We start from the raw sequence: 13,341 nt of genomic DNA, 5'->3' as shown, positions 1-13,341 counted from the left end.
TCCCCACCTGATCAAAGACAAGGGGGCTGGGCAAGCGCAAAATCCCCTCCATGGCTGGCCACGGAGGGGATGAGAGGTTCAACTGTTACGCTTCGTCGCTGCCAAAGAAATCGCGGAACATTTGGATCGTCGTGTCGCGGTTTAACGCGGCGATTGACGTCGTCAGCGGAATGCCTTTCGGGCACGACTGCACACAGTTTTGCGAGTTGCCGCAGTTGGCCAAACCGCCGTCGCCCATAATCGCCCGCAGCCGCTCAGCTTTATGCATCGCTCCGGTCGGATGGGCGTTAAACAGCCGCACTTGCGACAGCGGCGCCGGGCCGATAAAGTTCGACTTGCTGTTGACGTTCGGGCACGCTTCAAGACAGACCCCGCACGTCATGCATTTGGACAGCTCGTACGCCCATTGCCGCTTCCGCTCCGGCATGCGCGGACCCGGACCCAAGTCGTACGTTCCGTCGATTGGAATCCATGCTTTGACGCGTTTTAGCGCATCAAACATCCGGCTCCGGTCGATGACCAAGTCGCGGATGACCGGGAACGTGCGCATCGGCTCGAGGCGGATCGGCTGCTCGAGCTGGTCGATCAAGGCCGCACACGCTTGGCGCGGCTTGCCGTTAATCACCATCGAACATGCTCCGCACACTTCTTCCAAACAGTTCATTTCCCAAACGACCGGTGTCGTTTTTTCGCCTTTGGCGTTGACCGGGTTGCGGCGGATTTCCATGAGCGCCGAAATGACGTTCATGTTCGGGCGGTACGGGATGACAAACTCTTCTTCATATGGCGCAGAGTCCGGACGATCTTGGCGCGTAATGATGAATCGAACCGTTTTGTTCTCGCTCATCTTACTTCACTTCCTCTTTCTTTTTGCTGTAGTCGCGTTTGCGCGGCTTGATCAACGAAACATCGATCTCTTCGTAATGGAATGCCGGACCGTCTGGCGTGTAGCGGGCCATCGTCGTTTTCAGCCACTCTTCGTCATTGCGCTCCGGAAACTCCGGTTTGTAGTGCGCTCCGCGGCTTTCGTTGCGATGATACGCGCCGAGCGTGATGACGCGGGCAAGCTGCAGCATGTTGTACAGCTGACGGATAAACGTCGCCCCTTGGTTGCTCCACTTCGCCGTGTCGGTGACGCTGATGTTTTTGTACCGCTCCATCAGCTCTTGAATTTTTTCGTCCGTTTTCAGCAGCCGGTCGTTGTAGCGGACGATCGTCACGTTCGCTGTCATCCATTCGCCGAGCTCTTTATGCAGCACATAGGCGTTTTCCGTACCGTCCATCGACAGAATGTTTTCCCACTTTTCTTGTTCTTGTTTGACATAGCCATCAAACAGCGCCGACGGCAGCGCATCGGCCGATTTTTCAAGACCGCGGATGTAGCGGACCGCGTTCGGGCCGGCGACCATCCCGCCATAAATGGCCGATAAGAGCGAGTTCGCGCCGAGACGGTTGGCGCCATGAATAGAGTAGTCGCACTCACCGGCGGCAAACAGCCCTTTAATGTTTGTCATTTGGTCATAGTCGACCCATAAGCCGCCCATTGAATAGTGAACAGCAGGAAACACTTTCATCGGCACTTTGCGCGGGTCTTCGCCCATGAATTTCTCGTAAATTTCAATAATGCCGCCGAGCTTAATATCCAGCTCTTTCGGATCTTTATGGGAAAGATCCAAATACACCATGTTTTCCCCGTTAATGCCGAGCTTCAAGTCGACGCACACATGGAAAATTTCCCGGGCAGCGATGTCGCGCGGCACTAAGTTTCCGTAAGCCGGGTATTTTTCTTCAAGGAAGTACCACGGTTTTCCGTCTTTGTACGTCCAGACGCGGCCGCCTTCCCCGCGCGCCGATTCGCTCATCAACCGAAGCTTGTCATCGCCCGGAATCGCGGTCGGATGGATTTGGATAAATTCGCCGTTTGCATAATAGACGCCTTGCTGATAGGCGATCGACGCCGCCGAACCGGTATTGATGACCGAGTTCGTCGATTTTCCGAAAATGATCCCCGGTCCGCCGGTCGCCAAAATGACGGCATCGGCAGGAAACGCTTTAATCTCCATGGATCGTAAGTCTTGCGCGACGATGCCGCGGCAAATTTGTTCGTCATCTAAAACGACTCCCAAAAACTCCCAATGCTCATATTTCGTCACAAGCCCAGCCACTTCATGGCGGCGCACTTGCTCGTCAAGCGCATACAAAATTTGCTGGCCGGTCGTTGCCCCGGCGTAAGCCGTGCGGTGGTGCTGCGTTCCCCCGAAACGGCGGAAGTCGAGCAATCCTTCCGGCGTGCGGTTGAACATGACGCCCATCCGGTCAAGCATGTAAATGATCCCCGGCGCTGCCTCGCACATCGCTTTGACCGGGGGCTGGTTCGCCAAAAAGTCGCCGCCGTAGACGGTGTCGTCAAAATGTTCCCACGGCGAGTCGCCTTCCCCTTTCGTATTGACCGCTCCGTTAATGCCGCCTTGGGCACAGACGGAGTGAGAACGCTTTACCGGAACGAGTGAAAACAACTCGACAGGCACTCCTGCTTCGGCGATTTTAATCGTGGCCATCAAGCCGGCCAATCCGCCGCCAACAACGATGATTTTTCCTTTTTTCATGGCTACTCACTCCCTAGAAAATTGCTGCTTTTGCTTCAATGTCCCACGGTTTGCCTCTGTCGATCAAGCGTTCGTTCGACAAACGGCTGCAGCGTGATCCATCAAGAGCCAACGCAGCGGTTCATGTCATCCAACAGCTGAAATCAATTTTTTACGCAAAAGCCAAAATGGCGCGAATGCCGACAATCGAAAGCGCGACAAAGATGATCATCGTAATGTACGTGAACACTTGCTGTGAACGAGGGGATACCGTTAAACCCCAGCTGACGAAGAACGACCATAAACCGTTGGCGAAGTGAAAGACGGTCGACAAAATGCCGATAATATAAAACCAAAGCATAAACGGATTATCGACAATATTGGCCATCATATCATAATTCACTTCAGCGCCAAACGCGGCTTGCACCCTTGTTTCATACACGTGCCAGACGACAAAAATCAATGTGATAATGCCCGTAATCCGCTGAAGCATGAACATCCAGTTGCGGAAATAGCCGTACTGGCGCGTGTTGAATTTGGCTGTAAACGCGATGTAAATGCCGTATACCGCGTGGAACAGCAATGGAAGGAAAATAATGAAAATTTCCAAGAAAATACGGAACGGCAAGTTTGCCATAAACGCAGCCGCCCGGTTAAACGCTTCCGGCCCGCGCGTCGCAAAATGGTTGACGACCAAGTGCTGCACTAAAAACACCCCAACGGGGATAACCCCGAGCAGCGAATGGAGCCGGCGATAATAAAACTCGCGATTCCCTGCCATTATGTAAACCCCCTTTAACGTAAGTAAAAATAAATTCCCCTCGTTACAGGATGGAAATAGAAACGCCTTCCATTTCCATCTTGCATTTGTCACATTCATTGTACTCCCACATTGTACAAGCGTCAAGAAAACATCGCCACAAAATGTTCAAACATTCTCATATTTTCCCTCTCTGAAGAAAGGGAGTGCACGCCGCCGGCAGTTCAGCTATAATGAGGAAATGGATAGAAAGAGGGGAAGACGATGAAACAGCCACGGTTAGAGGAACAGTATGAAACGTTTGGATCGATCACGCTTTCCGCATTTGGCGCTGAGCTGCTCCGCCATTCGCTTCTTCCCGAGCTGCTCGGTAAAGATGGCGCCGCCCTTTTATACTGGGCCGGCAAGCAGCTGGCGCGCCGCTATCCGCTCGCTACAATGGAGGACATCGCCGTCTTTTTTGAGCGGGCTGGCTGGGGGACGCTGTCGGCCGACGAGGAGCGGAAAGATGAACTGCACATCGAGCTGTCCGGTCCGATTGTCTCCGCCCGCCTTTCCTTATACGACAGCTGCACCTTTCAGCTCGAAGCCGGGTTTCTCGCCCAACAAATTGAGCAGCAAAAACGATTCGTCACCGAAGCGGTCGAATTGCCGGCAAAACAGGCAGGCAAGGCGCGCATTTTAGTGAAGTGGGACCGGAAACAAACCATTGATTGATCACCGCTAGTCGTCTATAGTCGAAGCAATGACTTCTCAGCAAGGGCAACAAAGGGCGCCCCGCGCTTACGGGACGCCCTTTTAACCGCTATTCATGCAGCTTCTCGTAAATTTTCTCCGCCACCGCCCGCGGGATGTTCGCCTGTTGCAACTCTTCAATCGTCGCTTCTTTCATCTTTTTCACCGAGCCAAAATAGTTTAATAGCGCCTTTTTCCGTTTTGCTCCGACACCGGGGATGTCATCGAGAACGGAATGGAACATCGTCTTCTGCCGCGTCTGACGGTGGAATGTGACCGCAAACCGGTGCACTTCATCTTGAATGCGCTGCAGCAAATAAAACTCTTGGCTTTGCCGGTCAAGCGGCACGACGGCTGGCGGATCGCCGGCGATGAGCTCCGATGTGCGGTGTTTTTCGTCTTTCGCCAGCCCGGCCAGCGGCACATCGAGGCCGAGCTCGTTTTCCAATACATCCCGCACCGCCGACAAGTGGCCTTTACCGCCGTCGATGATGATCAAATCGGGAAGCGGCAATCCTTCTTTCAACACGCGCGTATAGCGGCGGCGCACAACTTCGCGCATCGTTTCATAATCGTTCGGTCCCGCCACTGTTTTTACCTTATATTTCCGGTATTCTTTTTTCGCTGGCTTGCCGTCAAGGAACACGACGAGCGCCGAGACCGGATCGGCCCCGTAAATGTTCGAGTTGTCAAACGCCTCGATGCGACGCGGCGCTGGAATGCCGAGGCGCTCTCCGAGACGCTCGATGGCTTTGATCGTCCGCTCTTCATCGCGCTCAATGAAATAAAACTGTTCCTTCAAGGCAATGGCGGCGTTTTGGCTCGCCAGCTCCACAAGCTCTTTTTTCTTCCCTTTTTTCGGCTGGACGACGGCTACGCCGAGCAATTCACGGGCAAGCTCCCCGTCAATGTCGGACGGGAGGACGACTTCTTTCGGCTTCAAATGATGCGCTTTCGCATAAAACTGGCCCAAAAACGTCAGCATTTCCTCATCCGGGTCTTGGTAAAGCGGAAAAATGGACACGTCGCGCTCGATCAGCTTTCCTTGGCGGAGGAAAAACACTTGCACGCACATCCAGCCCTTGTCGTACGCATAGCCGAATACATCGCGGTCGATGAAATCATTGAACATCATTTTTTGCTTTTCCATCGTCATCTCAATCGCCGCGATTTGGTCGCGGTATTCTTTCGCCCGCTCAAATTCGAGCGCTTCCGCCGTCTCGTGCATTTTCTCGGCCAACTCCCGCTTTACGTCTTCATAGCCGCCGTTTAAAAAGCGGACGATTTGTTCAACCATCGCCTTATTTTGTTCGTCCGACACCGGGTTGACGCACGGGGCGAGGCATTGGCCCATATGGTAATACAAACAGGCGCGCGAAGGCATCGTCGAACATTTGCGGAGCGGATACAAACGGTCGAGCAGCTTTTTCGTCTCATTCGCCGCCTGCACGTTCGGATACGGGCCGAAATATTTGCCGCCGTCTTTTTTCACTTTACGGGTGATCAAGAGGCGCGGATGTGTTTCGGCGGTAATTTTAATAAACGGATAGCTTTTATCATCTTTCAGCATGACGTTGTATTTCGGATCATGCTTTTTAATCAAGTTCATTTCCAAAATGAGCGCCTCGGCGTTTGACGAGGTGACGATATATTCAAAATCGGCGATTTCCTCGACGAGCCGCTGCGTTTTGCCGTCATGCGTCCCGGTAAAATACGAGCGGACGCGCGCTTTTAGCGACTTCGCCTTGCCGACGTAAATGACCGTTCCGTGTTTATCTTTCATTAAATAGCAGCCCGGCTGTTCCGGGAGCACGGACAGCTTTTCCTTCAGCCGGTCGTTCATGGCCATCACTCCATCCTATTCCCCGACCCATTCGTACAGCGTAATCGTTCCGTACACCGGATCGGCAAGCAGACTGGAACGATATGTTTTCACTTTGCGCACATGGCGGGAAACATCGACTCCTTGGGCGCGAAACCCGTCAACAACATGATTGGTCATATAAATTGTAGCATGGCGGTAGTTTTCTTTGTCTTGCAAAAAGAAGGAAAAACGGAACACATCTTTATGCGGAAACGGCACATGCAAATAGTCGAACACGCGCGTTTCTTCCCACGTATATACCACAAACGACGGCGGTTTGTCACGCAACTCGTCCGCCAACTGGTATACAGCCGGCGGCGTCGCCGCTTGCTCGCGCAGCTGCCCGATGCCGACGGCCGCCTGCAGCAGCACGACCGCTGCCGCCAGCGCTAATCCCCATCCCCTCGGCACAGCCAAAAAGCGGCCCCACACATAAAACAGGGCAAAATGGATCAACGGAAGAAGGTGGCGCGGTTTTTCAATGTTTTGCGCCAATAGCGCCCAAACGGCGTACAGCAGGGCGGAAACGACAAGTGCGCGCGGCGGCCGAAACCGCCCGGCGCGCCAGGCGATGGCGCCGATTGCCGCATAGGCAGCGAGCAGCCAAGCGTTTTGGCAGGCGATGCCGGTCCAAAAAAAGTTGTCGATCAAAAACCGTTGCACCCGCTCGGAAAACGGAAGCGGACTCGCTGCCGCTGTTCCGCCCCAATCGCTGAAATGGCCGTGGACAAACGCCCAGCCGAGCTTGAAAAACGGGAAAAGACCGCCCTCCGTGCGCGCCACCGCTGCCACCCAAATGAATTGAAACAACGCAGCCACCAAAACGGAGGCCGCCACCCGGCCCAAGCGGCGGTGCGTGCTCCAGTCTTCATACCAAAGGAACAACAGCGCGGCGCCGAATGGAGCATACGACAGGCGCACTCCCATCAGCACGCTGAATAAAGCGGCCGGCAACAGCTGCGCCTTCCATGTCGTCTGTCGGTGCGCCCGCTCCACCGCCCACATGTACCACCAGAGCACGCCGAGCGCCGCGCCGTCAGACATCGGCCGGGCGGCGGCGAGGAGCACATAGCTTGAAGAGAGCACGGCCAAAGCGGCGAGCAGCGCCGCCGGGAGCGAAACGTTCCGGCGCAGCAGCCAAACGAGCGGAAAAACGGCGGACAAGAGAACGAGAACATTCAACACGGAAAGCGCCTTAGCCGGATTGGCGATGGCCGTGTGAACGGCCATGCCGCCTAAAATGAAATACGGATAGCCGGGAAAATGCGGCTGCATGCCTAACAAGTCGTAGCGCTCAAGCGCCAGCGCAAAATCGACTTCATCCCATGTGGCCGCATACGGGCTTGCCCAATACAACGCGGCGCCGGCCAAAACGGCGGCCAGCCCGATGCTGAAACAAAGCCAAAGCCGGTCGTGCAGCAGTCGTTTCACGAGATTCCCTCCAAAGAAAAAATACAAGGCGCAGCGCCTTGTACCTTTACAGAATGCCTTTCGTCTTTTCCTTAAGCGCCGCGGCCGACGGGTGCTCTTTGCTGTTCTTTTGGCCTTGGCGGCTCGTCACGAGCAAGTAAATGACGACAAAGTAGCCGATATAGGCGATCATTTCCTCAAGCGACGGCATCGACGAGTAGCCGAACAGCGCTTTTAAAAAGACGCCGACTTCACCGGAGAAGATGGGGGCCACACCGTGGTCGCGCAAATAATGCTCATAATCGATCGGGTGTTCCGGAAGCAGCCAAGTCAAATCGTACACATGTGGCATGACGCTGCCGATCAGACCGATGTCTTGCATCATGGAAATGGCTTGCACGAGCAACCCGGCAGCAATGAGGACGATAAAAGCGCCGGTCACCTTAAAGAATGTCTTGAGCGGGATGCGCATCGTTCCCTTAAAGAAGAAGTAGCTGACCAAGGCGGCGATGGCCATGCCTGTCGCGGCTCCCCAGCCTTGCAGCGCCGCGCCGATGTTGCCGTGTGTGATGGCGGCGAAGAAAAAGACGGTTTCCACCCCTTCGCGCAACACGACTAAAAACGAATGGATGACCATCCCGACGACATTGCCGGCTGTGATGAACTGATCCATTTTCCCTTCGACGCTTTTTTTTATGTGCTGGCTATGCTCAGCCATCCAAAACACCATTTGCGTCAACAGCAGCGTCGAGACGAGCATAATGCCGATTTTCAAGTAGATTTCACTTGCCATCGCAGCGAAGCCGGTCAACACGACTTGAAACAAAATAGCGACACCGACGCTGGCGGCCACCGCCAAGGCGGCGCCAAGCCATACGTATTTCGTATACTCGCGATGGTTCACCCGTTTCAAATATGACGTAATAATCCCGATAATAAGCAATGCCTCGAGCGCTTCGCGAAACGTAATGAGCAGCGCTTGAACTTCCATGCCCCCGCCTCCCCCTTCACAAGTAGACTAAGTCCGTTTCCGACGCCGTACATAAATCAAGACAGCGCCAATGATGATCGCAACGATCACAATGAGAGGAATCCAGTTTTTCAATTCTGACAAGTCGGTCCATTCCTTTTTTCTCACTTCATCCGGTTTTTCCGTGGCGCTTTCCGAAAAATGGCCAACTTCTAAGCTTTTCAAACCGAATTGCTTCTGCAGCGCCGTTAAAATCGTCTCTTTGCTTTGTTTAAACGCATTGATGTCCGATTTTTTCTCCCCGACGCCGAACAGCCCCGGGTTGCCAAGCGACTGCAATGCGTTGTCAAACTCCGTGCGCAGCTGCTTGTCAAGCGCCGTGTCTTTTCCTTGAATGATCGGCGACAGCGCCTCATACGTCGCAAACGCCTTCGCCAACAGCCGCTTGCTCGTATCATACTGGTCAAAGTTTTTCTCAATATTGTCTAAGCGGCGGGCGATATTGAGCACTAAAATTTCTTCCATATTTTCAGTCACCGCTTGACGGTCTTTGGCTTCGATGGCTCCAAGCACCTCTTTTGCCGGCTCGGGCCCCATATGCATGTCGATTTCTTCTTTTACCGTTTCAAAAATTTCTTTAGCCGCGGCAAAATTCGGCGGCTGTTCGTTCAGTTTTTCCTTCATCTGCTTGTAAGCTTCGGCGACCGCTTCTTCATTCGGATTTCCGTACGAGTAGGCAAACGCTTTAATCGGAATGAGATGGATCATAACGATCATTGCTATGTAAAAAAAGAGGCGGAACATTCTCATTTTTTCCTCTCCCTTCTGTTAAGATTAATGATAATGATTATCATAATCTCTGTCAATACGATTTACAAAACATGCTGGCGGCTAGGGGAAGCCGCCTTATGGACAGTGCCGTACCTGCTCCGGGAATCGCGGTCGATAGCGACTTTGGCGACCGGGCGGCGCATTTCTTTCCATATCGCCGGAATAACGGCGGTCATGTAGGCGGTAAATTTGATGAACGAGCGGCCGGTCGTCCGCACTTGGTAGCGGATCGGCACTTCCTTTAGTCGAAACCCTTTGCGCACCAAGTTGAGCGTCAGCACTTGGGCGTAATTGTAATCGTGGATAATTTCCGCCTCCTCCATTGCCTGGCGCGAAAAGGCGCGCATGCCTGACTGTCCGTCATAAAGGCGCTGGTCAAGAAGCAGCGACTGCAGCCGAGTGAACAAATAATTCCCGAGGCGGCGGTGCCATTTCATGCCGCGAATCGTGCCAAGGAAGCGCGAGCCAATCGTATAATCGGCCTCGCCGGCAAAAATGGGATCCAAAATGTCGGGAATTTGCTCCGGCGGATATTCATTGTCAGCGTCAATCATGACACCGACGTCCGCGCCGCGGCGCACGCATTCCTCAAGCCCGCGGCGCACCGCCGCCCCGAGGCCGCGATTTTCCGGCAGACGGCAAATGTCATCGGCCCCTGCTTCTTTTGCTACTTCAGCCGTCCGGTCCGTCGATCCATCGTCAATGACAAGGACGCTTACTTCGACATCCGGGTGAAAGCGGCGCGGAATGCGGCGGATGACGTCGCCAATCGCTTCTTCTTCATTGTGCGCCGGCAAAAAGACGATGACGCGCTGCTTCTTCATCGCTCTCCTCCTTTCGTATCGCCTCAATTAACACCGGGCCGCGGCTATGGCTTGGATACGGCGCGCCGAACAAATAGGCGATCGTCGGCGCGAGCGAGACGAGGCTTTTTTTCTCGTCGACCCGTTTTCCCGGTTCGATGGCCGGCCCGTATAGAAAAAACGGGACGTACCGTTCTCCCTCATCCAAATGGCCGTGGCCGCCGATGCCGTCCGCTTGGCCGTGGTCGGCGCAGACGATCAATGTCGCGCGCTCAAGCTCGCCGCGTTTCTCAAGCCAGCCGACAAACTCGGCAACCAAGGCGTCGGCTTCTTCAATTTTTTCGATATACTCGTCGTACAGCACACCGCGGCTATGGCCGGTTTGATCGGTGGCGATCAACTGTACGACAAGCAAGTCCGGGTTTTGTTCCTCGACGATGCGTTTCGCCCGCTCGATGATATAACGGTCGGCGAGGTCGTTCGGCATGACGGCCGTCACCGTTTCCACATCGTCGCCGAACGAATCAACCAAATGGGCGATGCCGAGCAAGCGGCCTGTTTTTCCGATTTTGCGGAGTGAATCGAAAATCGTCTCGACTTTCACCCCGAGCTTCCATACCATATTCGACCGGATGCCGTGCTCAAACGGGTACGTGCCAGTGAACATCGAAGTAAAGCAGACGACCGTACGCGCCGGATAAACGGTTTCCATTTGTGCAAATTCCGTTCCATGCGCGCGCAGCCGTTTTAAAAACGGGGCGTTCGCCGCCTCAAACCGATCTTTGCGCATGCCGTCAATGACGATGACATATACTTTATCATTGACCGGCGCGGACGGAACGGGCACGTTGTCGGTATACGTCGGGATGACATCCGGTTTCCAATCGAACAAATACCGGTGCAACACCCACGAGAACAGCCACACCCCGGCGGCAAACAGCCAAAACGAGCTGTACAGCGGCGCCAAAGACGCCCCTTGTTCGATCTGCCGCCCAGCGTATTCCCACACGGACAGAAGAAGGAAGCATTTCGGCAGCTGTTCTTGAGCATTGCCGCTCGTCGAATCGCTATTTTTTAGCACCAGCTTCCAAAAGCGGGTAAAATTCCACCATGACGTGCCGATGCGCAAATGGTAATACAGCGTTCCCCAAAAAAAGACGGTGAAGAAAAAATAGAGCCCGGCCGCCAGCAGCAATAGGGCAGCGTCGGCAAACGACCAAATGATGAGAAATGCCATATACGGAATCCATAAATAATTGCGCAAAAACAGCGGGTAATCGTATACATAGTAGACGACAAACAGCGGCAGCGCCGCTGCCAGGCCGAGCAGCCAAGCCGATGCATGAACTTGAGTGAGGTCAGCAGCATGGTAGATGGCCATCGTTCCGGCAACAAAAATCGGCGTGAACGGTTTTCCTTCATTCAACAAATTCCAGCAGCGCGCCGCGATTTTTTCAAACCGTGATGCTTCTTTCATACCCTCTCCCTTTCCTTTCTCCATACGTTTCGCACCGCCTGCCAGTCGGACCGCCAAAACGCGAGCACAACGGCCCCGGCCGCGTATGAAAACAAGAATTTCAACGCATGGGTAAGCACAGCCGCCGTATACGCCACGCTCCCCGGCGCCCCCAGCGCAGTTAACGCAAACGCCATCACCGCCTCATACGTTCCTGCTCCGCCAGGAGTGAGTTGGGCAATTTGACCGGAGACGGTTGCGCTGTTGACCCATACTGCCTGCCAAAAGGAAAGCGGCATGCCGACCGCTTTAGCGATCATGTCAATGACCGCCGCCTCGCACAGCCAGCTCGCCGCCACCGCCGCGGCGATCAACACGCCGCGCCGGCTGCGAAACACCGTCCGCCATCGCCGCCATAACCGTTCCATACGGAGCGGGCGGCGAAACACAGCAAGAGCGAGTACGAGGCCGGCCGCAGCGAGCGCCGCCAACAGCGGAACACCGGGAATTCGATGCATATACACATACATCCCAGCGGCGGCGAAACTGCCTAACACAGCCATGTCCAGCAGCCGCATGACCGCGACTGACTCGACCGACTCGCTGGCCGAAACGCCAGGCTGGCGGGCGAGCACAGCAACGCGGGCCGCATCGCCGATTTTCACCGGCGCAAGGTGATTGATGAACAAACTGAGCAGCACCGCACGCCAATAGACAGAGAAAGCGATCGGTTTCCCGACATACTGCTTCCATGCCCATGCCCGCAGCCAAAATGACATGCCATACACAAAAGCGGCCGCAGCTAGATCCGCCGGATGGCGGACTAGTTCCGCCAGATGCCGGAGCAGCAGCCGAATGTCAAAATAGCGGTATGTCAGCCAGACAAAAATGAACAGCAGCGCCGCGCCGGCCGTCCGCAACACCACCTTGGCAGCCAGCTTACCGCTCATATTCGCGCGCCCACACCACCGTCCGGGCCAACCCTTCAGCAAACGGCACCTTCGGCTCGTAGCCAAACGCCCGCTTCGCCTTCGTAATGTCCGCCCACGTCGCTTTGACATCGCCTTTCCGTTCCGGTGCACGCACGACCTTCATATCCGGGAAATGCTTCCGCAGCTCGACAAGCAGCTGTTCCATCGTGACCGGCGCCCCTGCGCCCAAGTTAAATACCTCGCTTTGGCTGCCGCTGCGATCAAGCGCCGCCACCATGCCGGCGACAATATCATCGATGTACGTATAATCGCGCGCCGTCCCAGAGCCATATACCGTGATCTCCTCGCCGTTCATCAGCCGGCGGAGAAACGTGCCGATGGCCATATCCGGCCGCCCCCACGGACCATAAACAGTAAAATAGCGAAAAATGGTCATTTTGTAGCCGTAGAGGTGAGCGTATGCATGGCAAAACGACTCCGCCCCGTATTTTGCGGCCGCATACGGCGAAACGACGCGCCCATCAGCCATTTCTTCCTTAAGCGGCACATTGCCGCGATCGCCATACACGGATGAAGACGAAGCGAACAACACGTGGCGGACCTCGGCTTCCCCGGCCGCCGCCAAGACGTTCACCGTTGCCTTAATATCGTAGTCAATATAGGTGAGCGGCTGCTCAAGCGAATACGGCACCCCCGGCAGCGCCGCCAAGTGGTAGACGGCATCGGGACGGAACTGCGCAAACCACCGCTTTGTCTGTTCCCCATCAAGTAAGTCCAAGCGGACAAGCGGCACCCGGCCGCCGGTAAGCGCCTGAAACTGCCGCTCTTTCCGTTCGGCGGGATAGTACGGATGAAAACAATCAACGGCTGCCACCTCGTATCCTTGACCGCTCAAATAGGCAGCGAGATGGCTGCCGATAAATCCCGCTCCCCCGGTCACAATCACTTTCATATGCTTCACCCCGTTATGAAATTCCCTGTTCATTAGCATCTTA

The 13,341-nt window shown here is 54.9% G+C and carries 12 protein-coding genes; 1 reads left to right on the top strand and 11 read right to left on the bottom strand.

The features are described 5' to 3' along the window. Positions 1–85 precede the first annotated feature (85 nt). The 3 genes from sdhB to GS3922_RS02835 all read right to left on the bottom strand — a co-directional run bounded on the left by sdhB (position 86) and on the right by GS3922_RS02835 (position 3,366). Complete coding sequence (gene sdhB, locus GS3922_RS02845; protein WP_063165086.1) at positions 86–847, bottom strand: succinate dehydrogenase iron-sulfur subunit; 762 nt, start codon at positions 845–847, stop codon at positions 86–88. 1 nt (position 848) lies between these two features. Next, entirely contained in the window at positions 849–2,606 is a 1,758-nt protein-coding gene (gene sdhA / locus GS3922_RS02840; RefSeq protein WP_063165085.1) for a succinate dehydrogenase flavoprotein subunit, read from the bottom strand. Positions 2,607–2,757: 151 nt separating this feature from the next. Next, positions 2,758–3,366, bottom strand: coding sequence for a succinate dehydrogenase cytochrome b558 subunit (locus GS3922_RS02835; RefSeq protein ID WP_063165084.1), 609 nt, complete (start codon positions 3,364–3,366; stop codon positions 2,758–2,760). A 243-nt stretch (positions 3,367–3,609) separates the two neighbouring features. Between GS3922_RS02835 and GS3922_RS02830 the strand changes: the two genes are divergently transcribed. Then, positions 3,610–4,062 carry a YslB family protein gene (locus GS3922_RS02830; RefSeq protein WP_063165083.1) on the top strand — a complete coding sequence of 151 codons (453 nt, stop codon included), beginning with the start codon at positions 3,610–3,612 and terminating at the stop codon, positions 4,060–4,062. An 88-nt stretch (positions 4,063–4,150) separates the two neighbouring features. Here GS3922_RS02830 and uvrC read toward each other — a convergent pair whose 3' ends face one another. The 8 genes from uvrC to GS3922_RS02790 all read right to left on the bottom strand — a co-directional run bounded on the left by uvrC (position 4,151) and on the right by GS3922_RS02790 (position 13,298). Continuing rightward, the gene (gene uvrC / locus GS3922_RS02825; RefSeq protein WP_063167288.1) at positions 4,151–5,923 is read right to left on the bottom strand and encodes an excinuclease ABC subunit UvrC; all 1,773 of its coding nucleotides are present in this window, start codon (positions 5,921–5,923) and stop codon (positions 4,151–4,153) included. A 15-nt stretch (positions 5,924–5,938) separates the two neighbouring features. Further along, a complete protein-coding gene (locus tag GS3922_RS02820) occupies positions 5,939–7,375 on the bottom strand; it encodes a nucleoporin-interacting protein (protein WP_082816517.1) in 1,437 nt (478 codons plus the stop codon). 46 nt (positions 7,376–7,421) lie between these two features. Then, on the bottom strand, positions 7,422–8,345 hold the full coding sequence (locus tag GS3922_RS02815; RefSeq protein WP_063165082.1) for an FTR1 family iron permease: 924 nt from the start codon (positions 8,343–8,345) through the stop codon (positions 7,422–7,424). 27 nt (positions 8,346–8,372) lie between these two features. After that, entirely contained in the window at positions 8,373–9,134 is a 762-nt protein-coding gene (locus tag GS3922_RS02810; RefSeq protein ID WP_063165081.1) for a hypothetical protein, read from the bottom strand. 62 nt (positions 9,135–9,196) lie between these two features. After that, complete coding sequence (locus tag GS3922_RS02805; protein ID WP_063165080.1) at positions 9,197–9,979, bottom strand: glycosyltransferase family 2 protein; 783 nt, start codon at positions 9,977–9,979, stop codon at positions 9,197–9,199. Then, entirely contained in the window at positions 9,936–11,435 is a 1,500-nt protein-coding gene (locus GS3922_RS02800) for an alkaline phosphatase family protein (RefSeq protein ID WP_063165079.1), read from the bottom strand. Before GS3922_RS02800 ends, GS3922_RS02805 begins: the two co-directional genes overlap by 44 nt. Then, complete coding sequence (locus GS3922_RS02795; protein ID WP_063857323.1) at positions 11,432–12,364, bottom strand: lysylphosphatidylglycerol synthase transmembrane domain-containing protein; 933 nt, start codon at positions 12,362–12,364, stop codon at positions 11,432–11,434. The genes GS3922_RS02800 and GS3922_RS02795 overlap by 4 nt, the downstream gene beginning before the upstream one ends. Then, positions 12,354–13,298 (bottom strand): NAD-dependent epimerase/dehydratase family protein, encoded by a 945-nt coding sequence (locus GS3922_RS02790; protein WP_063165077.1) that lies wholly within the window; start codon positions 13,296–13,298, stop codon positions 12,354–12,356. Before GS3922_RS02790 ends, GS3922_RS02795 begins: the two co-directional genes overlap by 11 nt. Positions 13,299–13,341: the final 43 nt, after the last annotated feature.

This window comes from Geobacillus subterraneus (assembly GCF_001618685.1).
Taxonomy (GTDB): Bacteria; Bacillota; Bacilli; order Bacillales; family Anoxybacillaceae; genus Geobacillus; species Geobacillus subterraneus.
Note: the sequence above shows the minus strand (reverse complement) of the source record. Positions and strands in the feature narration are given on the sequence as shown.